At 70.3% G+C, this 20,609-nt stretch carries 20 protein-coding genes and 2 tRNA genes; 3 read left to right on the top strand and 19 right to left on the bottom strand.

Features of this window, described 5'->3' with window-relative positions; all coding sequences use genetic code 11:
• Positions 1-122: 122 nt before the first annotated feature.
• The 11 genes from ACYU7H_RS01400 to ACYU7H_RS01350 form a co-directional block, all read right to left on the bottom strand.
• The gene (locus tag ACYU7H_RS01400) at positions 123-1,025 is read right to left on the bottom strand and encodes a DMT family transporter (RefSeq protein ID WP_460811882.1); all 903 of its coding nucleotides are present in this window, start codon (positions 1,023-1,025) and stop codon (positions 123-125) included.
• A 10-nt stretch (positions 1,026-1,035) separates the two neighbouring features.
• Positions 1,036-2,157, bottom strand: a complete 1,122-nt coding sequence (gene murB / locus ACYU7H_RS01395) for a UDP-N-acetylmuramate dehydrogenase (RefSeq protein WP_460811880.1) — start codon at positions 2,155-2,157, stop codon at positions 1,036-1,038.
• An 88-nt stretch (positions 2,158-2,245) separates the two neighbouring features.
• On the bottom strand, positions 2,246-3,301 hold the full coding sequence (locus ACYU7H_RS01390) for a quinone-dependent dihydroorotate dehydrogenase (protein ID WP_460811878.1): 1,056 nt from the start codon (positions 3,299-3,301) through the stop codon (positions 2,246-2,248).
• 2 nt (positions 3,302-3,303) lie between these two features.
• On the bottom strand, positions 3,304-3,588 hold the full coding sequence (locus ACYU7H_RS01385) for a DUF4190 domain-containing protein (protein WP_460811876.1): 285 nt from the start codon (positions 3,586-3,588) through the stop codon (positions 3,304-3,306).
• Between the two features lie 106 nt (positions 3,589-3,694).
• The gene (gene amaB, locus ACYU7H_RS01380) at positions 3,695-5,227 is read right to left on the bottom strand and encodes an L-piperidine-6-carboxylate dehydrogenase (RefSeq protein WP_460811874.1); all 1,533 of its coding nucleotides are present in this window, start codon (positions 5,225-5,227) and stop codon (positions 3,695-3,697) included.
• Between the two features lie 65 nt (positions 5,228-5,292).
• Positions 5,293-5,369, bottom strand: a tRNA-Arg gene (locus ACYU7H_RS01375).
• A 100-nt stretch (positions 5,370-5,469) separates the two neighbouring features.
• Complete coding sequence (locus ACYU7H_RS01370; protein WP_460811872.1) at positions 5,470-6,804, bottom strand: APC family permease; 1,335 nt, start codon at positions 6,802-6,804, stop codon at positions 5,470-5,472.
• 15 nt (positions 6,805-6,819) lie between these two features.
• Positions 6,820-7,608, bottom strand: a complete 789-nt coding sequence (locus ACYU7H_RS01365; protein WP_460811870.1) for a L,D-transpeptidase family protein — start codon at positions 7,606-7,608, stop codon at positions 6,820-6,822.
• 65 nt (positions 7,609-7,673) lie between these two features.
• Positions 7,674-9,077 carry a C40 family peptidase gene (locus tag ACYU7H_RS01360; RefSeq protein ID WP_460811868.1) on the bottom strand — a complete coding sequence of 468 codons (1,404 nt, stop codon included), beginning with the start codon at positions 9,075-9,077 and terminating at the stop codon, positions 7,674-7,676.
• Positions 9,078-9,166: 89 nt separating this feature from the next.
• Positions 9,167-9,242, bottom strand: a tRNA-Ala gene (locus ACYU7H_RS01355).
• 15 nt (positions 9,243-9,257) lie between these two features.
• Positions 9,258-9,515 carry a hypothetical protein gene (locus tag ACYU7H_RS01350; RefSeq protein WP_460811867.1) on the bottom strand — a complete coding sequence of 86 codons (258 nt, stop codon included), beginning with the start codon at positions 9,513-9,515 and terminating at the stop codon, positions 9,258-9,260.
• An 80-nt stretch (positions 9,516-9,595) separates the two neighbouring features.
• Between ACYU7H_RS01350 and ACYU7H_RS01345 the strand changes: the two genes are divergently transcribed.
• Positions 9,596-10,813: a tyrosine-type recombinase/integrase gene (locus ACYU7H_RS01345; protein WP_460811865.1), complete on the top strand. Its 1,218-nt coding sequence runs from the start codon at positions 9,596-9,598 to the stop codon at positions 10,811-10,813.
• A 251-nt stretch (positions 10,814-11,064) separates the two neighbouring features.
• Here the strand turns inward: ACYU7H_RS01345 and ACYU7H_RS01340 are convergent, their stop codons facing one another.
• The 5 genes from ACYU7H_RS01340 to rnd all read right to left on the bottom strand — a co-directional run bounded on the left by ACYU7H_RS01340 (position 11,065) and on the right by rnd (position 15,301).
• The gene (locus tag ACYU7H_RS01340) at positions 11,065-11,511 is read right to left on the bottom strand and encodes a hypothetical protein (protein ID WP_460811863.1); all 447 of its coding nucleotides are present in this window, start codon (positions 11,509-11,511) and stop codon (positions 11,065-11,067) included.
• The gene (locus ACYU7H_RS01335) at positions 11,511-13,010 is read right to left on the bottom strand and encodes an RHS repeat-associated core domain-containing protein (protein ID WP_460811861.1); all 1,500 of its coding nucleotides are present in this window, start codon (positions 13,008-13,010) and stop codon (positions 11,511-11,513) included. Before ACYU7H_RS01335 ends, ACYU7H_RS01340 begins: the two co-directional genes overlap by 1 nt.
• A gap of 71 nt (positions 13,011-13,081) precedes the next feature.
• The gene (locus tag ACYU7H_RS01330) at positions 13,082-13,678 is read right to left on the bottom strand and encodes a DNA-3-methyladenine glycosylase (RefSeq protein WP_460811860.1); all 597 of its coding nucleotides are present in this window, start codon (positions 13,676-13,678) and stop codon (positions 13,082-13,084) included.
• The gene (locus ACYU7H_RS01325; RefSeq protein WP_460811858.1) at positions 13,671-13,874 is read right to left on the bottom strand and encodes a hypothetical protein; all 204 of its coding nucleotides are present in this window, start codon (positions 13,872-13,874) and stop codon (positions 13,671-13,673) included. Before ACYU7H_RS01325 ends, ACYU7H_RS01330 begins: the two co-directional genes overlap by 8 nt.
• Positions 13,875-14,161: 287 nt before the next feature.
• Positions 14,162-15,301 (bottom strand): ribonuclease D, encoded by a 1,140-nt coding sequence (gene rnd, locus ACYU7H_RS01320; protein WP_460811856.1) that lies wholly within the window; start codon positions 15,299-15,301, stop codon positions 14,162-14,164.
• A 152-nt stretch (positions 15,302-15,453) separates the two neighbouring features.
• Here rnd and ACYU7H_RS01315 point away from each other — a divergent pair, with 152 nt between their 5' ends.
• A complete protein-coding gene (locus ACYU7H_RS01315; protein WP_460811854.1) occupies positions 15,454-17,307 on the top strand; it encodes a formylglycine-generating enzyme family protein in 1,854 nt (617 codons plus the stop codon).
• 46 nt (positions 17,308-17,353) lie between these two features.
• Positions 17,354-18,265: a M48 family metallopeptidase gene (locus tag ACYU7H_RS01310; protein ID WP_460811853.1), complete on the top strand. Its 912-nt coding sequence runs from the start codon at positions 17,354-17,356 to the stop codon at positions 18,263-18,265.
• A gap of 180 nt (positions 18,266-18,445) precedes the next feature.
• Here ACYU7H_RS01310 and phbB (ACYU7H_RS01305) read toward each other — a convergent pair whose 3' ends face one another.
• The 3 genes from phbB (ACYU7H_RS01305) to phbB (ACYU7H_RS01295) form a co-directional block, all read right to left on the bottom strand.
• Entirely contained in the window at positions 18,446-19,186 is a 741-nt protein-coding gene (phbB, locus tag ACYU7H_RS01305) for an acetoacetyl-CoA reductase (protein WP_460811851.1), read from the bottom strand.
• A 62-nt stretch (positions 19,187-19,248) separates the two neighbouring features.
• Positions 19,249-19,743: a polyhydroxyalkanoate synthesis repressor PhaR gene (gene phaR / locus ACYU7H_RS01300; RefSeq protein WP_460811849.1), complete on the bottom strand. Its 495-nt coding sequence runs from the start codon at positions 19,741-19,743 to the stop codon at positions 19,249-19,251.
• Between the two features lie 111 nt (positions 19,744-19,854).
• On the bottom strand, positions 19,855-20,595 hold the full coding sequence (gene phbB, locus ACYU7H_RS01295; protein ID WP_460811847.1) for an acetoacetyl-CoA reductase: 741 nt from the start codon (positions 20,593-20,595) through the stop codon (positions 19,855-19,857).
• Between the last annotated feature and the right edge of the window lie 14 nt (positions 20,596-20,609).

The following is a 20,609-nucleotide window of genomic DNA, read 5'->3' as shown; positions in this document are numbered from 1 at the left end:
GCGGGTGTCCTCCGCGGCCCGGCGTGCGGACACGTCGCGGCCGGGCCGCTGACCGCGCGTGCTTCCGTGCCGTGCCAACGCGCTGGTGGCCGCCGTGCGGCCAGCCGATGCGCGCGCTGGCGTCATTCGCCCGGCTTGGCGGCCTCGAGGGGCGCCTGCGTCGCGTGGCGGCGCGCAAGCTGCGCCTCGCGGTGCGCGATGTAGAAGTTCGAACCGAGGATGATCCCCGCGCCGACCACGGTCCACCGGTCCAGCGTCTCGCCGAACAGCAGCCAGCCGAGCAGCGCCACCACCGGCAACTGCATGAAGCTGATGGGCGTGAGCGCGGAGACTTCGCCGAGCTTGAGCGCGCGCGTCCACAGCATGTGCCCGCCGGTGCCCAGCGCGCCCGCCGCGACCACCCACAGCCACATGAGGCCCGTGGGCCATTCCCACACGGCGAGCGCGGGCAGCAGCGACATCGGCACCCACAGCGCCGTGGTCCAGATGACGATGCGGTCCGCCGGCTCGGTGCGCGAGAGCTGCTTGATCTGGATCGCGACCAGGCCGCTGAGCAGGGCCGCCATCACGGCGACCAGCGAGCCGGCCGTGAACCCCGCCATGCCCGGCCGGACGATCACAAGCACGCCGATGAAGCCCACGACGACCGCGGTCCAGCGGCGCGCCCGCACCTGCTCCTGCAGAAGGATGACCGCGGCGATGGTGACGAACAGCGGCGACGAATACGTGATCGAGATGGCCTGCGCCAGCGGCAGGTTGGCGATGGCCCAGAACGCGGCGAACATCGAGGCGATGCCGATCAGGCAGCGCACGCCGTACCGCGGCAGCTGGTCCGTGCGCAGGAACCCGATGCCACCGTGGCGCACCAGCAGCGGCAGCGCCGCCAGCAGGCCGAAGAAGTTGCGGAAGAACGCGATCTCGAAGGTGTGCAGCTGCGCCGAGGCCAGCCGGATCGCCAGCGCCATCAGCGCGAACAGCAGGGTGCTGCCCAGCATCAGCAGCGCGGCGCGGCCGTGGTCGTTCATGGCCGGGCGGTCACCAGGCGTCGCCGACGATGCGGGGCTCGGGTTCGATGGCGACGCCGAACCGGTCATGCACCGAGGCGGCGATGTCGCGGGCCAGGGCCAGCAGTTGCGCGCCGGTCGCGCCGCCGTGGTTGACCAGCACCAGCGCGTGCGCGTCCGACACGCCCGCCGCGCCGCGCCGGTGGCCCTTCCATCCGCAGGCATCGATCAGCCACGCCGCCGAGAGCTTGGAAAAGGGGTCGGGTTCATTTCTTGCGGAAAATGAACCTGACCCCTTTTCATTCTCCTTTTCCTCCCGGCGCGCCGCGTCGGCGGGGAAGGCCGCGACCGGGAACACCGGCAGCCCGCCGTGCTCGGCCTTCAGCGCCGCCGCGACGCCGGCCGGCACGATCGGGTTCTTGAAGAAGCTGCCGGCGTTGCCGACCACTGCCGGGTCCGGCAACTTCCGGCGACGGATGCGCACCACCGCCTCGGCGACCCGCGCCACGCTCGGCGCGCCGTCGACGCCCATCGCCGCGAGTTCCTGAGTGATGCCGGCATAGCCCAGCCGCGGCGCCGCGTCACGCGCGAGGGCGAACTCCACCGCGGTGACGATGAAGCGGTCCGGTGCGTGCTTGAACAGGCTGTCGCGGTAGGCGAAGGCGCAGTCGGCCGCCGCCAGGCGATGCAGCTCGCCCGTCGCCGGCTCGTAGGCCTCGACGGCATGGATCGTTTCGCCGACCTCCACGCCGTAGGCACCGATGTTCTGGATCGGCGCGGCGCCCACCGTGCCGGGGATCAGCGCCAGGTTCTCCAGCCCGCACAGGCCGCGTGCCAGGGTCCATTGCACCAGCGCATGCCATTCCACGCCGGCGTCCGCGCGCACCACGGCGTGCCGGCCATCGTCGGAGGCGATGCGCACATCGCGGCCGCGCAGCGAGAGCACGGGCCCCGGTGCGTCGCCCGCGAACAGCAGGTTGCTGCCACCGCCGAGCACGAGGGGCGCGCAGGAACGCATGCGCGCGTCCGCGAGCACCGCCGGCAGCGCGGCCGCATCGGCGACTTCGGCAAGCACGGGCGCGCGGGCGGGCACGCCGAAGGTATTGCGCGCGTCGAGCGGCGCGTCGTCGAGGAAACAGAAGGGGGAACTCATGGACGCATGATGCCCGGAGTCGGTGCGCGACGGGCCGGTCGCGCCGGGAGCAGGCCGCGCGTCGTGGCGCCGGGCGATCGCGCGGGGGTCACTCCGGCGGCAGGTGGCCGCGGCTGGGCGCTTCCTTCCGCCGCCGCATCGCCTCGACGCACTCGCCGATGAGCTCCGGGCCCCGGTAGACCAGCCCCGTGTACACCTGCACCAGGTTCGCGCCGGCCGACATCTTCGCCGCGGCGTCGGCGCCGGACAGGATGCCGCCCACGCCGACCATCGGGATGCTCTCGGGCAGGCGCGTGCGCAGCCGGCGCAGGACCGCGGTCGCCTTGCCCATCAGCGGCGCGCCCGACAGGCCGCCGGCCTCGTCGGCATGGCGAACGCCCTGCACGGCGAAGCGCGAGACGGTGGTGTTGGTCGCCACCACGCCATCGACCTCCAGGTCCGCCAGCACCCGGCCGGCGGCGTCGATGTCCTCGTCCGACAGGTCCGGGGCGATCTTCACCAGCATCGGCACGCGCTTGCCGTGCCGCGCGCCGAAGGTTTCCTGCGCCTCGCGCAGCGTGCCCACCAGACGGCGCAGCGCCTGCTCTTCCTGCAGCTCGCGCAGGCCCGCGGTGTTGGGCGAGGAGATGTTGACCGTGACGTAGTCCGCCAGCGGGTACACCCGCTCCAGGCAGAAGAGGTAGTCGTCGACCGCCTCCTCGTTCGGGGTGTCCTTGTTCTTGCCGATGTTGATGCCCAGCAACGCGCCGCGGCGCCGGGCCCGGGACACGTTCGCAACGAGCGCATCCACGCCCAGGTTGTTGAACCCCAGCCGGTTGATCACCGCGCGGTGCTCGGGCAGCCGGAACATGCGCGGCTTCGGGTTGCCTTCCTGCGGGCGGGGCGTGGTCGTGCCGACCTCGATGAAGCCGAAGCCGAGCGCCATCAGCGCATCGACGTGCGCGCCGTCCTTGTCCAGGCCCGCCGCCAGGCCCACCGGGTTCGGGAACTCCAGCCCGAGCGCGCGGGTGGGCAGCCGACGCGGGTGCGGCAGGAACAGCCGGCCGACGCCGCTGCGGTAGGTCGCCTCCAGCGCGGACAGCGTGGCGTGGTGCGCGCGCTCGGCGTCGAGCCCGAACAGGAAGGGCCGGGCGAGTCCGTACATGGTCACTGCGCGAGCCAGGCCAGCCAGGCGACGCCGCCGAACACGAACAGGAACAGCACGAGGCCGAGCAGCACCAGGGCCAGGTTCGCCCAGCCGAGCACCAGGCCGGCGACCGCGAGCCCGTCGCCCTCGACCGCGCCGGCCGACCGGCGGATCTCGCCGCGCGCCACGTGCCCGGTCACCACGGCCACGATGGCCCCCACGAGCGGCAGCGCGACCCAGCTCAGGATGCCGAAGACCAGGCTGAGGATGGCGGTGGCGCTGGTGCGCCTGATCGGGTCGGTCATGCAGGTTCGCGGCCGCGCGGGGGCGTTCGTTCGGTTCGGTCGGGGGCGTGTCCCCCGGATGAACGCGATCCGCGGGCGCGGCAGGACGCCGCGCCCGCGACGCGCGTCACAGGTCGAACTTGATGCCCTGCGCCAGCGGCAGGTCGTTCGAGTAGTTGATGGTGTTGGTCTGGCGGCGCATGTAGGCCTTCCACGCATCCGAACCTGACTCGCGGCCGCCGCCGGTCTCCTTCTCGCCGCCGAAGGCGCCGCCGATCTCCGCGCCCGAAGTGCCGATGTTGACGTTGGCGATGCCGCAGTCGCTGCCGGCCGCCGAGAGGAAGCGCTCGGCCGCGCGCAGGTCGGTCGTGAAGCAGGCCGAGGACAGGCCCTGCGGCACGGCGTTCTGCATCGCGATGGCCTCGTCCAGGTCGTTGTACTTCATGACGTACAGGATCGGGGCGAAGGTTTCGGTCTGCACCACCTCCGCGTCGTTCGACAGGCCGGTGATGATCGTCGGCAGCACGAAGTTGCCCTTGCGGTCGATGCGCGCGCCGCCGGTCTCGACCTTGCCGCCCGCGGCCTTCGCCTTCTCGACGGTGTCCAGGTAGGCGTCGACCGCGTCGCTGCTGTTGAGCGGGCCCATCAGGTTCTTCGCATCGGTCGGGTCGCCGATCTTGCCTTCGACCTGCTTGTAGGCCGCGACCAGCTTGGCGAGCACGTCGTCGTAGATGTCGGCATGGAGGAACGCGCGGCGGGTGGTGGTGCAGCGCTGGCCGGCGGTGCCGACGGCGCCGAACACGATCGCCGGGATCGCCAGCTTCAGGTCGGCCGACTTGTCCACGATCATCGCGTTGTTGCCGCCCAGCTCCAGCAGCGACTTGCCCATGCGGCGGGCGACGCGCTCGCCGACGTGGCGGCCCACCTTGGTCGAGCCGGTGAAGCTGACCAGCGCGATGCGCCTGTCGTCCACGAATTCCTGCGCCAGGTCGGTGCCGGCGTCGTTGAACAGGAAGAAGATGTCCGGGAAGCCGCCTTCCTTCAGCGCCTCGTTGCAGATCTTCATCGACGCGATCGCCGAGAGCGGGGTCTTCGGCGAGGGCTTCCAGATGCAGATGTCGCCGCACACGCCGGCCACGAACGCGTTCCAGGCCCAGACCGCGACCGGGAAGTTGAAGGCCGAGATGATCCCGACCAGGCCCAGCGGGTGCCACTGCTCGTACATGCGGTGGCCCGGGCGCTCGGAGTGCATCGTCAGGCCGTACAGCTGGCGCGAGAGGCCGACGGCGAACTCGCCGATGTCGATCATCTCCTGCACCTCGCCGTCGCCTTCCGGCTTCGACTTGCCCATCTCCAGCGCGACCAGCGACCCCAGCGCGTCCTTGTTGCGGCGCAGGGCGTCGGCGCACAGGCGGATGGCCTCGCCGCGGCGCGGGGCCGGGGTGGTGCGCCAGACCTTGAACGCGGCCTCGGCGCGCTCGACGAGGGTGTCGTAGTCGGCCTTCGAGGACGCCATCACCTTCGCCAGCACGGTGCCGTCGGTCGGGTTGGTCGGCTCCAGCACGCCGGCATCGGTGGTCTTCGACCACTCGCCGCTGCCGAGGTAGGTGCCCGACTCGGTGTCGCCGAGGCCGAGGGCGGAAAGGACGGAATGGGTCATCGAAAGGCTCCTTGGAACGAAAAACGTCCGCGGCGGGCGCGGGGCCCGGGCGCGGAAGACGTGGGTGGCGACCCCGACACGATTCGAACGTGTGACCTTCCCCTTAGGAGGGGGACGCTCTATCCAGCTGAGCTACGGGGCCATGCGACCTTGCGCGCGGCCGCCGGCAGGTGGCCGGCCGGCCGATCCGCCCGATTTTCGCATGGCGGGCCATCCCCGGGCCAATCGCGGCCCGGCCGCGGTCAGGGCGAGCGCGGCAGCAGCGGCGGCCGGCGGAAGGCGTAGACGACCGCGCCGACGACCAGCGCCGCGCCGCCCATCGCCAGGTTCTGCCAGCTGGCGCTGGCCAGCAGGCCGAGCGACAGCGCGATGGCGAGGACCGGGATGACGGGCCCGCCGGGCAGCCGCAGCGTACCTTCCCGGTCCGGGTGGCGGCGTTGCAGCACGATCGCCGCGGACGCGGTGGCGATGTAGGCGAACAGCCGGGCGATCACCGACAGCAGCGCCAGTTCGACGAACGACCCGCTCAGGGCCAGCCCCACCGCCAGCACCGCCTGGACCCAGATCGCCACGTGCGGCGTGCGCCAGCGTGGATGCACCTTCGCCAGCGGGCGCGGCAGCAGGCCGTCGACGGACAGCGCGTACATGTAGCGCGGGCCGAACAGCATGGTGTTGAAGTTGGTGCCGAGGATCGACACCGCCGCGCCCACCGTCAGGAGCAGCGCGGCGCCGGTGCCCGCGAACGTCGCCGCGGCCTCGGCCAACGGCGTCTCGGACTGCGCGATGCCGGGCAGGGTGCCCTGCGCGACGGCCTGCACCGCCACGTAGATCGCGGTGACCAGCACGATCATCATCACCAGCGCGAACGGCACGTCGCGCCGCGGGTCCTTGTATTCGCCGGCCGCGGCCGGGGTGTTCTCGAAGCCGGCATAGGCGAACAGCAGCAGCAGGGCGGCCTCGCCCAGCTTCCCGGGCTGGTCCAGGGGCAGGCCCTCGAGCGCCAGGCGGGACGGGTCGACGAACCACATGCCCACGACGACGAAGAACAGCAGCGGCAGCAGCTTGAGGATGGTCAGCAGGGTGCCGGCGCGCGCGGCGGTGCGCACGCCGACCAGGTTGACCCAGGTCAGCAGCGCGAGCGAGCCGACGATCACCAGCACGCGCCCCATGCCCTCGGTCGCCCATGGCCAGAACAGCGACACCGCCAGCGCCAGCCCGTTGGCGAGCGCGGCGGCCGAGGTGAGGCGGGTGAGGATCGTCATCCAGCCCGCGCTGAAGCCCACGAACGGCCCGAACGCCTCGCGCGCGTAGAGATAGGCACCGCCGGGCTGGTCGAAATGGCTGGCGGCCTGCGCGTAGCACAGTACCAGCAGCGCGACCGCCAGGCCCGCCACCAGGATCGCCCACAGGCTGGCGCCGCCGAGCAGCAGCACCGCAGCGGCCGGCAGCAGGTAGATGCCGCTGCCGATCACGTCGTTGATCGACAGGCCCACGATCTGCCAGCGCCCGACGGCGCGGACCAGCGCGGGTCGGTCGGTGGGGGGCAGGGGCGGGATCGCGGTCGGCGTGCCGGACATGCAGGCTCCTCGGGGTCAGTCGTCGGTCGGGGGCAGGTGCCAGGCGGCCCGCAGTCGCGCGTGGTCGGCGTCGGTGAGCAGGACGAAGACCGGCGTGGCGGCGGGATCGAGCCAGCCCAGCAGCGTTTCCATCGTCGCCGGCGCCATCGCGGTGCAGCCGGCGGTCGGCGTGGTGGGCGAGGCCCACTCGTGGGCGAAGATGCAGCTGCCGCGACGGGGCACGGCCGCCGTGTTGTGCTCGATCACGAACCCGAGGCGGTAGCGCTGGTCGCCATCGACGTGGATGTCGCGGCGCATCGGCTCGGTCGATCCCTCGATCGCGGCCTCGCCGACGTCGTCCACGTCGACGATGCGGTTGTAGAGCGGCGAGCCAGGCACGTCGATGCACCAGTCGCCGGCGTCCATCGCCACGTAGGGCAGGGCGGTGGCGAACGAAGGTGCGTAGCCGAACGCGTGACCGATCCGGAACACGCCGGCGGGCGCGCGGCCGTCGCCTTCCTGCTTCGCCTCGCCGGGCTGGACCGGATGCAGGCCGTCGCCCCAGGCGATGCCCGCGCGGCCGACGGTGACAGGCGCGGCCTCGCCGACCCGGCGCCAGCCATCGTCGGCGTCGCGCTCGAAGCGGCGCAGCGTGCCGCGGTCGGCGTTGCTCGAGGGGGTCGTGACCAGGACCAGCTGGCGGCTGTCAGACCAGGCCAGCGCGGCGGAGGGCGAACGGGTGGCACACGCCGGGGCGAAGAGCGCCATGAAGACGAGGACCGCGGCGTGGCGGAGGCGGGCGCGTCGCGCGTCGGGCTTGGGCATGCGGTCGGTCTTCCGGTCGTTCGGGCCGGCGGCAGCTTCGCACATCGGCCCGGCACCGTGCCGCGTCAGCGTGTCGCGCGGATCCGGTGCGGGCGGACGATGGTCGTGGCCAGCGCGGTGAACGGCGTGCCGTCCCCGGCCACGAGCGTGTCCAGCGGGGTGACCACCACGCCGTTGAAGTGCATCGGGCGGATCGTGCCTTCCGCGTCGCGCATGTGCCCGCCGTGGATGTCGTGGACCACGTGGGTGGCGCCGTCGCGTTCGCCGATGACCAGCATCACGTGGCCCGGGATGTACACGAGGTCGCCGACCTCGAGTGCGTCGAGCGCCGCCATGCGGTCGGCGGGCGGCGCGCCGGAGAGGTCCGTGCGATCGAGGGCGGTGGCGGCGGCCTGGTCGCCCGTGTTGCGCGGGAGCAGCACGCCCATGCTCCGGTACACCTCCGACACGAAGCCGCTGCAGTCGCGGCCACCGTTCCAGTGGCCCCAGCCGTAGCGTTCGCCGAGGAACTTGAAGGACTGGCGCAGGAGGTTGGCGCGCGTGAGCGGCAGGACCCCCGGGCGGGTGTCCTCGATGCGTGGCAGCAGGGCGGGCGCGAAGACGAGCCGTCCCTCCGCGTCCCGCACCGGCAGTTCGACCGGCCAGTGCATGCCGGGGTGCTGGCCGTTGACCGGGCCCTCCGGGAGATGGCGCGCGACCGGCACGGCCACGCCCATGTCGAGCACGAGGTTCGACAGGGCGGGCGCCTCCGGCGCGGTCACGGTGCGTGCCACGGCCCCGGTGACGACCCGGCGCGGGCCGGACCCGATCCTGTCGAGGTAGCCGAGCACTTCGTCGCGCGGGCCCACCGCCACGTGGCGGGCTTCGATCCACGCCTGGTACCGCGGCGACGCGACGAACTGCCAGGCACCGTCGGCGCTGGAATGCAGGATCGCCACGGGCGTGCCGGGGAACAGCGCGCTCTCCTGGAAGCGGTCGATGTCCGAGTCGCCGGGGCGGGAGAACACGCGCTGCGGGGTCGGGAAGGTGCGCAGGTCGGCGCGGTGGACGACCAGCCCGAAGCGGATTCCAACCGTCGCGGGGATCGCGTCCAGCGCCAGCGAGGCGTCCAGCCGCGCCCAGTCCGCCTCGCCGAGTGCATTGCCGTCTGAATCGAATCGCGGGCCCGCCGGCCGCGACGACAGCGCGCGGATCCGCGAAGCGACGTCCTCGCCCGCCAGGCGTTCCGGGAACGTAAGGAGGTCCCGCATCGACGGGGCCGATCCGACCAGCAGCGTGTTCTGGGCGTCGATCGCCTCGCGCGACGCGAGCAGGTCGTCGCCGTCCGGCGCGACATCAATCCAGGCAGCGACGTCGACCTCTACGGGATCAGGACCGCCGGATGCGGCTCCAGAGGCGTGCGACGCAGCTGCGAGCAGCGCGAAGGCGAGCGTCGCGCACGCACGCGACATCGTTTTCGCAAGTCGCATCATCGGATGGGGGCTCGCAATCGGCGTCGCGGTGCATTGAAGCACGGGCACGAAAAAGGGCCGCGCTTGCGCGCGGCCCTTCGGGATCGTGGTGGAGCGGAGGAGGATCGAACTCCCGACCTTCGCATTGCGAACGCGACGCTCTCCCAGCTGAGCTACCGCCCCACGAGGGCGCGTAGTCTAGCCGCGCGTCCCGCCGGGCGCCAGCCCCGCCGGCAGCAGCGGCGCCAGCACCGGTTCCAGTTCAGCGCGGCGCCAGCCATCCAGCGCGCCGGGCCACGGGTCCAGCCCGCGCGCGGCCCGGTCGAGCATCGCCTGCAGCAGCCGCCGCGAGGCGAGGACGCCGTCGGGGAGGCCGAGGGCCTGCGTTCGCTGGGCCACCGCGTCCTGCATGGCGCGCAGGGTGGCCTTGTCGGCGGGGGTCCAGGGGCAGCCCAACGCGGATGATCCGCACCCGGACACCGCTCGAAACGGGCTCCTAGTCTGCACTTACGGCCACTTACCGTTGCAGGCAGCCAATGCGGATCAACCTCACCAAGCGCCTCGTCGCCACCGCTGAGCCCCGGGAGCGCCCCTACGAGCTCAGGGACCTGGCCATGAAGGGGCTGATCCTTCGGGTCCAGCCTTCTGGCTACAAGGCCTGGATCGTCGAGTGGGCCCGCGGGAAGCGGAAGACGCTGGGGTTCGCCGGCCACCTGACCCTGGACGAGGCCCGCGCCCAGACCCTGCAGGCCATGGCCCAGGCCCTCCAGGACAAGCTTCCCGACATCGCCGGGAAGACGGTCGCCGGCCCCACGCTTCGTGACTTCCTGACCGAGCGATACGAGCCCTGGGCGATCGAAGAGCTCCGGGGCGGTGCACGCTACGTGGAGCGGATTCGGGTCACGTTCCCGGGCTTCCTGGCTCAGCCCCTGGGCGCGATCGACCACGAGAGCATCGAGGACTGGTGGCGGGCGAGGGTGCACGCCAGGGGCGACGAGGCGCGGCCTGTGACCAAGGCAACGGCGTCCCGGGATCTTGCCTGCCTGCGGTCTGCCCTGAGTCGTGCCGTGGAATGGAAGCTGCTCGAGTCCAATCCCCTGATGGGGCTGCGGAACCGCTCCGTTGCCTCGCGAAAGGTCGTCCGCTACCTGTCCGAGGACGAAGAGCGTCGCCTCAGGGCTGCACTGGCCAGCCGGGACGCCTACATGGCTGCAGCGCGCGCCTCAGCGAACTACTGGCGGGAGCAGCGGGGGAGGGCGTGTTACCCGGAGATCGGAGAGGGTGGCTTTGGCGACCATCTGACTCCTGTTGTCCTGCTGGCGATGAACACCGGGCTGCGCCGCAAGGAACTGCTGACCTTGGAGTGGGCGGATGTTGACCTGGCGGGGCGGATGCTGACGGTCCGGGCATCCGCAGCCAAGAGCGGGAAGGAGCGGCACGTTCCGCTCAATGGCGAGGCGTGGGACGCGCTGACGCGTTGGCAGGCGCAGCGCGGAGAGAGCAGTGGGGACGTATTCCCGGTCCGGGACGTCAAGAAGGCCTGGGCGAACCTGCTCGAGGGGGCGGAGATCGTGAACTTCCGCTTCCACGATCTCCGCCATCACTTCGCGAGTCGGCTGGTGCGGGCTGGTGTGGACCTAAACACGGTGCGCGAGCTGCTGGGCCACGCCGATCTCAAGATGACTTTGCGCTATGCGCATTTGGCGCCGGAGAATCTGATGGCGGCAGTTGCGTGCTTAACGCACAGTCTCTAGTGAGCGAAGCTGAAAGACTCTGAACTGCGGCTAAAAGTGCGAAAAGGTGAAAGTGCACGACATTTATAAAGATGGCCACAGCGTCTATCACGAGATGACAAAAGTGTCACCAGCGGCATCGACTCGATTCAAAACAGAATTGGTATGGGGGGATTCTTGGTGCCGGCTTGGCGCACCGAGAATTGGTGGCAAGGCCAGGCTCTACGCGCGCCGAGAAACCGGGCAACTCACTGTGCCCCGTCGCCAGAACTTTATCTCTTTCCAACCCGGCAGCTCCAGCAAAAAACGCGTTCGGTCGCTCTCGACCCAAACGCGATAAATTCACCATCCAGACCAACCCACAATACGGACTTGCAGACTAATGCAAAGCGATCCGCCAAGGAGTCTCCGAGAGAGCGTTCAATAAAATCAATATAGCGCTGCCGATTGAAAGTCCCAGTATACCGTGGGTCAAAGCCATAAATCTCCTGCATGTCGGGCTCAACGGCAAGCACTGCGCAATTTAACTGACCCACTACTCCGCCAGCCAATTCTTCGTCGAAGTCATACAGGAAATCGTCGAATTCGTGTTCCACCACGAATTGGAAAGAGCTGGAAATTCTCGCCAACGTCTGCTCGCGACGATTTGCAAGGTTTTCTTTCAGCATCTCAATATCGAACGCACCTTTGACATCGTTCTCAGCGCCACCCGTTTTCATTAGTCCTTCTCCGGTCGAATCTTCAGCACAGGCTTTCCTCTCCCGTCACCACCGGGCTTAAAGTCGACAGATGGTTTATCCGTTCTGAAGACGTACGATTTCTCTCCATTAGTCATCACGGTGACCGTCCCATCTTGGCTTGTGCTAGAGCTATAGCCTGCGCTCGATAAATTCTCTTGCATTGATTCTCGAGATGCATTCGTCTCCCGATTTGCAACACTCGATCCACGGGTGGAATCCCTGTATGTCGAGGCGCGCCCCTCACGCACGGCTCGATCGGCTCCCGCACTAACTCGATCTACGATTGCTTTGCCGCCTTTAACCGCATCCTTGATGTCGCCGATGCTGACTGGCGCGGCTTCACTTGCGAGTGCGACACCAGCCATTATCCGTTCCGGGACGCTGGCTTGCGGATTAGTCAATGTCCGGAAGTCATCCACAACTCCTGAGACGGTTTGTGCAAAGTCACCGCCATTGACGGCCAACTTAACCAGCTTCGTTAAAGCACTTCTTCCGTCAGGATCGACAAGAGTTGTTGGATTCCCGTTCGCGTACCTATATCTATTGAAGTGAGTGACCGGATTTAAAGCGGGAGCGACAGAATCCACACTCAGGAACAACCCAATCTCCGCATCGTAATACCGCTGCTGCATGTAGGTCAGCCCGGTCGCCGAGTCCATCACGTGGCCGGTGTAGCCGGGGCGGTCGTCGTTGGCACGATCGATCAGCGCGCCGTAGGGCTCGTACTTGCTGCGGCGGACCGACAGCCAGGGCGTGCTGCTTGAGTCCGTGACGGCCACCGAGCTGCCGAGCGCGTCGGTGTGGTGGTACTCGAACGTTTCGGCAGTGCCCGGGATCGGGCGCGAGCGCTGGGCGACCAGTTGGCTGCCCAAATAGAAGTACTCCACCTTGCGCTTGGCACGCTCGTCATACTGGTAGTAGAGCCGGCCGTCGAAGCCGTAGTGGGACAGGATCCTGCCCGCGGCGGTGGTGGACATCGCCCGGCGGCCGTGGCCGTCATACAGGTAGGACTCCAGGCCGACGATGCTGCGCAGGCGGTTGCCGTAGTCGAAGTCGAAGGTGCGTCCGTTCTTGTTGGCGATGTTGCCCTGGGCGTCGTAGGCCAGGCCGGCCACGGTGCTGCCGGTCGCCACGTCCTTGACGCTGGTCAGCCGATTGGTGCCGTCGTCGTAGTGGTAGGCGTGGTTTCGGCTACCGATGGAGACGCCGGTCAGGTTGTCCTGGACGTCATACGTGTAGGTGGCAAGGCCGCCAGCGCCGAACATCGGCGAGTAGGCCTGCGTCAGGCGATCCAGGCCATCGTAGGTCAGGTCACGATTGCCCACCTGCTGTTGCCCCGTCGCCCCATCGGTGATGGCAAGCAGGTTGCCGACGCTGTCGTAGGCAAGCGTGTCATCGAGGATGCGGTTGCCCGAGATGGCGTCCGTCACCTGCTCGGCAAGGCCACGCAGGTTCTGGACTGACTCCACTCGACTCATGCCATGGAGTGGTGGCATCCAGCGTCTTGGCCCCTCAGGAAAGTCGCGGGTGCGCCTCTAGTGAGCCAAGGCTAACGAGGGCCCTTCGATACATGAGCATTTCCAGGCACATGCCAGCGCCACGGGTGGTCGACGGCCTTCGATATCCCCACCCGGGGTCCAGCGATTGGGTTCGTGGGCGGCCCGCACCCGTCATCGGCCAGCCAGATCCCTCGATCCGGGTGCACCAGGTCCGCCCCATCAAGATCGCCAGCCACGCCCATTGCCTGCGCCAGCCTGGCGGGACCGCTGCCGATGTCGCGTGGGCGAGCCGGATTGCCGCGCGCGACACGCATCAGGTCGATTCCTGCCACCGGCTCCATCGCTCGCAACAGGACGCCGACGCCGACACCTTCGTCACCGCACACGGCGTTGGCGCACCAGTGCATGCCGTAGGTGAAATAGACATAGAGATGGCCACCAGGCCCGAACATGGTGGCGTTGCGCTTGGTCTTCCCACGGTAGGTGTGGGCCGCGGGGTCTTCCGGGCCACAGTAGGCCTCGACTTCCACGATCCGTCCCATCCGACCATCCGATCGGACGAGCACCTTGTTGAGCAGTTCCGGAGCGACGTCCCGCGGGTCGCGCTGGTAGAAGGTGCGCGGCAATGGAGGCAGCGCGTCAGCCATTGATCCCGGACCGCTCCACGATGGCTTCCAATGCTTCCTCGGCGTATGCCTGATCCTCCGGCCGAGTCCGACCGAGGATGATCTCGACTTCGTCCTCGAACGCGCGGAAGAAACCGTCGCGATCCTCGAGCAGATTGGGCACCTGGGCTTCCAGGCCACGCAGACGCTGATCGAGTTGTTCGCGCGTCCACTTCATACGTACGTCACGGGTCGGGGAGGGCCGGGAGTCAGGACTTTGCCCGGACGCCTACCGGTCCATGGTGAAGGCGTGCCACCCGTCCAAGGTCGGTCAGAAATCCTGCGAAACCAGTCGCGAGCTTATGGACTTCCGGGCGCGTGACGCTGGGAGCCCACTGGCGCGCAGGCCCTCAGCGAGGCAGGAGTTGGTCATCCATCTGTTGGCAGGGCGTCTCTCGACTCCCTCGTGAGGATTACGAACGCGACGCTCTCCCCGCTGAGCGATCGTCCACGGGGCCGCGTCACCTAGCCGCGCGCCCCGTCCGGCGCCAGCCCCGCCTGCAGCAGCGGCGCGAGCACCGGTTCCAGTTCAGCGCGGCGCCAGCCGTCCAGCGCGCCGGGCCACGGGTCCAGCCCGCGGGCGGCCCGGTCGAGCATCGCCTGCAGCAGGCGGCGCGAGGCGAGCACGCCGTCCGGCAGGCCGAGGGCCTGGGTGCGCTGGGCCACCGCGTCCTGCATGGCGCGCAGGGTGGCCTTGTCGGCGTCCGCATCGCGCGCCAGCGGCATGTCGGCCTCGTCGTCCAGCGGCGTGTCCAGTGCGCTCCAGATCGGTCCCGCCAGCGAGCGCGGGGCCTTCGGCGTGGCGGCGAGCACGGCGTCGAGCGCGGCCCGGTCGGCCGGCGCGCGGCGCGCGAGTGCCACGGCCAGTTCGTTGTCCAGGATCCAGCCGCGTGGCCTGTCGCTGGCGCGGGCATGCGCCTCGCGCCAGCGCAGCAGGCGCAGCAATCGCGCCTGGGCCTCGGGTGCGAGGTAGGCCGCGGCGCGCACGGCCAGGTGCGGCCAATCGTCGCCGTCCACGTCGGCGGCCACGTCGAGCTGGCGCGCGATGTCCTCGGCCAGCCAGTCGGCACGCCCCAGTGCTTCGAGCCGGGGCGCCAGTGCGTCGTGCAGTGCGAACAGGTGCCGCACGTCGTCGGCCGCGTACTCGAGCTGGGATGGGGACAGGGGGCGGCGAAGCCAGTCCGATCGGGTTTCGCCCTTGGCCAGCGCGATCCCGGTGACCCGCTCGACCAGCTTCTGGTAGCCCATGCCGGCGCCTTCGCCGGCGAGCGCCGCGGCGGCCTGGGTGTCGAACAGCGGCGCGGGCAGCGCGTTGCAGGTGCGACCGAGCGCCAGCAGGTCCTCGCCCGGGCTGTGCATGACCTTGAGGATCGAGGCATCGGTCAGCAGGTCGGCGATCGCCGCGGCCATCCCATGCACCAGCGGGTCCACCAGCAGGATGCCGTCGTCGTCGTCGCCGTCCGCCGGCAGGGCCACCTGGACCAGCGCGAGCTTCGGCCAATAGGTGCGCTCGCGGATGAACTCGGTGTCCAATCCGACGCGTCCGGGCGACGCGGACTTCAGGCGCGAGGCCAGCGCCTCGGGAGCGTCGATCCAGTGCGGCAAGGTGGGAACCGGGGGGCGGGCAGGGCGGCGACGATAGCAGACGCCCGGTCGCGCGCCTGGCGCGCGTGCCGCGCGGGGCGGGCGGGCCGATTGGCTATCATCGGGCGGCGCGGTGCCGACGGCACCGCATCCACGTCGGCCGGGGAGGCCCGTTGCGCCAATTCGCGACCCCTTGGGTGTTGCTGTTCTGCCTCGCGTTGGCCGGCGGGTGCGGGCGCGATCCCGCGGACGGAGCCGAGGATCCGGTCGGCGGCGCCGACACGGCTCGAGCCGGCGCCGGCCGCGTCAGCGTCGGTGAGGACCGGCCCGTGGAGGCGTGGGACGCCCCCGAGGTCGAGATCGCGCCCGAAGCCGCCGGCGAGGTGCTGGCCGAAGCCCGCGAGGCACTCGAAGCCGGCCGCCTGTTCGGTGGCCCGCGCGACGCGATCCCGCTGCTGCTCGCCCTGCGCGAGGCGGCGCCGGACGATGCCGAAGTCATCGAAACGATGGACGCGGCGCGCGCGGCGCTGCTGGCGGAGGGCGCCCTGGCGCTCGAGGCGGACGACCGCGATCCGGCGTCCGTCCGGCGGATGCACGAGGTCGCCGCCGTGGCGCGCGCGATCGACGCCGGTCATCCCGAAGTGCAGGCGTACCTGGAGCGCGTCGACCGGGCCGACGAGGTCGGTGCGGCCAACCTGGCCGGCGAAGGGGCGCTTGCACAGGGTGATGTCGGCGAGGACGGCGGCGGCGCGATCGCGCGGTTCCGCGAGGCGCTGGAACTCGACCCCGGCAGCGAGCGCGCCGCGCAGGGCGTGCGCGATGCCGAGCAGGCGCTAGTCGAACGGGCCGTCGCCTCGGCACGCGAAGCGGATTTCGAAGCGGCGTCGGCCTGGCTGGACCGCGCATCCGCGGTCCGGGGCGACGATGGCGCGCAGGCGCTGGCGGAAGGCCGGCGGCGCGTCGAGGCGGTGCGCGCGGCGCTGATCCGTCGCCACCGGAGCGAAGGCATCGCGGCCCTGGCGAGCCCGGGCGGGCTGCCCGAGGCCCGCCGGCAACTGGACGCCATGCTGCGGATCGCGGCGCCCGGGGACCCGGCGGCCGCCGAACTGCGCAGGCGCATCGACCAGGTCGCGCACTACGGTCTGTACCGGCCCGGCCAGGCCTTCACCGATGCGATGCGCAACGGCGGCCGCGGGCCGGTGATGGTCGTCGTCCCGCACGGCGGCTTCGCGATGGGTGCCGGCCCGGACGAGCGCGGCGCGACGGACGTCGAGCGGCCGCGCCACTACGTGCGCTTCGACCGCGGGTTCGCGCTGTCGCGGCACGAGGTCACGGTGGGCGAGTTCCGTCGCTTCATCGAGGCCTCGGGCCACCAGACCCGGGCGGAGCGGCGCGGATTCTCGCTGGTGTACGACGAGCGGCGCGGCAACCTCGTGCGCCGCAGCGGGGTGGACTGGCGCCACGATTTCGCCGGTGAGACGGCCGCCGCGGACCTGCCCGTCATCCATGTCAGCGCGCGCGACGCCGAGGCCTACGCGGCGTGGCTGTCGGAACAGACGGGCGAGGGCTACCGGCTGCCGAGCGAGGCCGAGTTCGAGTACGCGACGCGTGCGGGCACGGAAACGCGCTTTCCCTGGGGCGACGCCGGCAACCCGCCGCCGCAGGCCGGCAACTTCACCGGCGGCGAGGATGCCTCGCCGCGCGGCCGGAACTGGCGCAACGCGTTCCAAGGCTATGGCGACGGGTTCTGGGGGCCGGCGCCGGTCGGCAGCTTCGCCGCCAATGCATTCGGCCTTCACGACCTCGCCGGCAATGTCGCCGAGTGGGTCGCGGACTGCTGGCACGAGGGTTACCGGCGCGCGCCCACCGACGGGGGGGCCTGGGTCAACCCGGGGTGCCGGACGCGGGTGATCCGCGGCGGTTCCTGGGCCAGTTCCCCCGTGCAGACCCGGTCCGCGTGGCGGCTGTCCGCCGACGCGGACACGACCAACGCCCGGCTCGGCTTCCGGTTGGCGCGCGGCATCTGAGCGCGTCCGCCGGGCAGGGCCCCCGTCCCGCCCACGGAGGCTCGACATGCGACAGAACCCCTTTGGCCGACGCACGCCCGTCGAGGGCCAGCCGCGCCGGCGCTTCGGTGGCATCCGCTGGTGGGTGCTGCTGCTGTTCGCCGGCTACGCGGCCTGGTACTGGTTCTCCAACCGCACCGTCGACCCGTACACCGGCGAGAAGGTGTTGATCGACCAGAACCTGTCCGCGGAGGACGAGGCGGCCCTGGGCCTGCAGGCCTATCAGGAGATCCTGTCCCAGGAGCGCCCGGTGGATCCGAATGCCGAGGTGGCGCAGCAGATCCGTGCGATCGCCGCGCGCCTGGTCGACAAGATCGACGAGGTCGAAGGCGCGCTCGCGTCCGAGCACGGCATGCAGGCGCAGAACTTCGCCGCCGAGTTCGACTGGGAAGTCACCGTGCTCGACTCCGAGCAGGTCAATGCGTTCGCACTCCCGGGCGGCAAGATGGCGGTGTACACCGGGCTGGTGCCGGTCGCCCAGAACGCCGATGCCATGGCGGCGGTGATGGGCCACGAGATCGCGCACGCGCTGCAGCGCCACGGCGCCCAGCGCATGACCGAGCAGCGGCTGGCGCAGATCGGCCAGATGGCCGGCGCGATGAGCGGCATGGACCCGCAGCAGATGCAGATGGTGATGGCGGTCTACGGCTATGGCCGGGCGCTGCCGTACGCGCGCAAGCACGAGACCGAGGCGGACTACGTCGGCCTGATGCTCATGGCGGCGGCCTGCTTCGACCCGAACGCGGCCATTCCGCTTTGGGAGCGCATGTCGCAGGCCAGCGGCGGGCAGGCGCCGCCGGAGTTCGCGTCCACCCACCCGAACCCGGGCACGCGCATCGAGAACCTGCAGTCGCTGCTGCCCAAGGCGATGGAGTACCGGCAGCGCTTCTGCGAGACGGCGGGCGCGCCGGCGTCGTAGGCGCGCTGCGCGCGGCGGATTGCGCGGCCTCGGACGGCATCGCGCGCGTAGGCGCGCTCCTACGGGTGGGGTGCCAACGTGGTCATACCCCCGCGTGACCGAAGGCACCCCGTAGGAGCGCCTCTACAGGCGCGAACCGCGCCACCGTCCGAAGCACGCAACCGCGCCCCCGCCGCCAACTCAGAAGCTCATGAACATCCCGCCGTTCACCGGCAGGTTGGCGCCGGTGATGAACGCGGCGCGGTCCGAGGCCAGGAACGCCACCGCGCTGCCGATCTCCTCCGGGCGGCCCAGCCGGCCGACGGGAATGCCGTCGACGATGCGCCCGCGGATGTCCTCCGGGATCGCCATCACCATGGCCGTTTCGCAATACCCCGGCGACACCGAGTTCACCGTCACGCCCTTGCGCGCCAGTTCGCGCGCCAGCGACATGGTGAAGCCGTGCATGCCGGCCTTGGCCGCGGCGTAGTTGGCCTGGCCGAACTGCCCGGACTGCCCGTTGACCGAACTGATGTTGACGATCCGGCCGAAGCCGCGCGCCGCCATGCCGGCCGATGCCGGGCGCGTCAGGTTGTAGACGCCGTCCAGGTTGACCGAGAGCACGGCGTCCCAGGCGTCGGGCTCGAGCTTGCGCAGCGTGGCGTCGCGGGTGATGCCCGCCGCGTTCACCAGGATGTCGACGGCCCCGTGCCGTGATTCCACGTCCGCGACCAGCGCATGGCACGCCGCCCGGTCGGTGACGTCGAGCGCCGCGAACGCCACCGGATGGCCGTTGATCGCCGCGCGGAACGCATCCACGCGCGCCGGGTCGGCGTCCAGGTCGACCGCGACCACGCGGTGCCCGTCCCGGGCAAGGGCGATGCAGATGGCCGTGCCGAGGCCGCCGATGCCGCCGCTGACGACGGCCGTGCGCTGGGTCATGCGTGGATCCCTGTCTCTCTGGGTCGGGCGCGGCGCGGGCCGGCCCGGGGAACGCCGGGGGCTCAGCCGCTGCGGCGCTTGTCGTCGGGCTTCTCGCCCTTGCGGGGCGGCGCGGCCGGGCGGCCGATGCCCCCGACCAGGTTCTGCTGGAACTCCTGCCACAGCGCCAGGTTGCGCTCGGTGAGCTGGTTGAGCATCGCCCACGGGGTCTGGCCCATCACGCCGTCGAGTTGCTTGCGCAACTGGTGCTGCTGGTCCATGAACGCCTGCATCGAGCGTTCCAGGTACGTGCCCATGAAGCCCTGCAGCGAGTCGCCGTAGAAGCGGATGATCTGGCTCAGCATCTGCGTGGACAGCATCGGTTCGCCGTCCTGCTCGTGCTCGGCGATGATCTGCAGAAGCACCTGGCGGGTGAGGTCGTCGCCGGTCTTCGCGTCACGTACTTCGAAGTCCTCGCCGTCGACGATCAGCTGGCGCACGTCCTCGATCGTGATGTAGCTGGAGATCTCGGTGTCGTAGAGGCGGCGGTTCGGGTACTTCTTGATGACGCGGCTCATGGGCTGGCCCGGGCGCGAAGGCTCGCGCGAGCATGGCGCAGCCGGCGGCGGCGCGCAACTCGCGCGGTGACAGGAAGTTGAAGCCGGCGACGCACCGTCGCCGGCGCAGGGTCACCAGCCCATGTACTGCCCGCCGTTGGCGGAGAGGTTCGCGCCGGTGATCCAGCCCGCCTCGTCGGGCACGAAGAAGGCGACCGCGTACGCGATCTCGTCCGGCGTGCCCAGGCGACCCGTGGGAATCTGCGCGACGATCTTCTCGCGGATCTCCTCCGGCACCGCCATGACCATGTCGGTGCCGATGTAGCCGGGGGACACCGTGTTCACGGTGATCCCGAACTTCGCGTTCTCCTGCGCCAGCGAGATGGTGAAGCCGTGCATGCCGGCCTTCGCCGCGGCGTAGTTCGCCTGGCCGTACTGGCCCTTCTGGCCGTTGATCGAGCTGATCTGGATGACGCGGCCCCACTTGCGCGCGCGCATGCCCTCGATCACCGGGCGGGTGACGTTGAAGCAGGAGTTGAGGTTGGTGCAGATGACCTCGTTCCATTGCTCGGGCGTCATCCGGTGGAACGTGGTGTCGCGGGTGATGCCGGCGTTGTTGACCAGGATGTCCACCGGGCCCAGCTTCGACTCGACCTCCGCGACCATGGCCGCGGCGTCCTCCGGGGTGGACACGTCGCCGCGGGCGAGCGCCACCTCGCAGCCGCGCTGGCGCATGGCGTCCTGCCAGGCGAGCGCCTTCTCCTCGTTGCGGTAGTTGGTCGCGACCCGGTGGCCGAGGTTGCACAGGCGCCGGCAGATCGCCGTGCCGATGCCGCCCGTGCCGCCGGTGACCAGTGCGATGCGTCCACTCATGCGTGCTGTCCTTT

The sequence above is a fragment of the Luteimonas pelagia genome, from assembly GCF_054776035.1.
Note: the sequence above shows the minus strand (reverse complement) of the source record. Positions and strands in the feature narration are given on the sequence as shown.

Excerpts from the sequence above, each read along its gene's own strand:
- ACYU7H_RS01400 (WP_460811882.1), bottom strand. The coding sequence starts at position 1,025 with ATGAACGACCACGGCCGCGCCGCGCTGCTGATGCTGGGCAGCACCCTG.
- murB (WP_460811880.1), bottom strand. The coding sequence starts at position 2,157 with ATGAGTTCCCCCTTCTGTTTCCTCGACGACGCGCCGCTCGACGCGCGC.
- ACYU7H_RS01390 (WP_460811878.1), bottom strand. The coding sequence starts at position 3,301 with ATGTACGGACTCGCCCGGCCCTTCCTGTTCGGGCTCGACGCCGAGCGC.
- ACYU7H_RS01385 (WP_460811876.1), bottom strand. The coding sequence starts at position 3,588 with ATGACCGACCCGATCAGGCGCACCAGCGCCACCGCCATCCTCAGCCTG.
- amaB (WP_460811874.1), bottom strand. The coding sequence starts at position 5,227 with ATGACCCATTCCGTCCTTTCCGCCCTCGGCCTCGGCGACACCGAGTCG.
- ACYU7H_RS01370 (WP_460811872.1), bottom strand. The coding sequence starts at position 6,804 with ATGTCCGGCACGCCGACCGCGATCCCGCCCCTGCCCCCCACCGACCGA.
- ACYU7H_RS01365 (WP_460811870.1), bottom strand. The coding sequence starts at position 7,608 with ATGCCCAAGCCCGACGCGCGACGCGCCCGCCTCCGCCACGCCGCGGTC.
- ACYU7H_RS01360 (WP_460811868.1), bottom strand. The coding sequence starts at position 9,077 with ATGCGACTTGCGAAAACGATGTCGCGTGCGTGCGCGACGCTCGCCTTC.
- ACYU7H_RS01345 (WP_460811865.1), top strand. The coding sequence starts at position 9,596 with ATGCGGATCAACCTCACCAAGCGCCTCGTCGCCACCGCTGAGCCCCGG.
- ACYU7H_RS01340 (WP_460811863.1), bottom strand. The coding sequence starts at position 11,511 with ATGAAAACGGGTGGCGCTGAGAACGATGTCAAAGGTGCGTTCGATATT.
- ACYU7H_RS01335 (WP_460811861.1), bottom strand. The coding sequence starts at position 13,010 with ATGAGTCGAGTGGAGTCAGTCCAGAACCTGCGTGGCCTTGCCGAGCAG.
- ACYU7H_RS01330 (WP_460811860.1), bottom strand. The coding sequence starts at position 13,678 with ATGGCTGACGCGCTGCCTCCATTGCCGCGCACCTTCTACCAGCGCGAC.
- ACYU7H_RS01325 (WP_460811858.1), bottom strand. The coding sequence starts at position 13,874 with ATGAAGTGGACGCGCGAACAACTCGATCAGCGTCTGCGTGGCCTGGAA.
- ACYU7H_RS01310 (WP_460811853.1), top strand. The coding sequence starts at position 17,354 with ATGCGACAGAACCCCTTTGGCCGACGCACGCCCGTCGAGGGCCAGCCG.
- phbB (WP_460811851.1), bottom strand. The coding sequence starts at position 19,186 with ATGACCCAGCGCACGGCCGTCGTCAGCGGCGGCATCGGCGGCCTCGGC.
- phaR (WP_460811849.1), bottom strand. The coding sequence starts at position 19,743 with ATGAGCCGCGTCATCAAGAAGTACCCGAACCGCCGCCTCTACGACACC.
- phbB (WP_460811847.1), bottom strand. The coding sequence starts at position 20,595 with ATGAGTGGACGCATCGCACTGGTCACCGGCGGCACGGGCGGCATCGGC.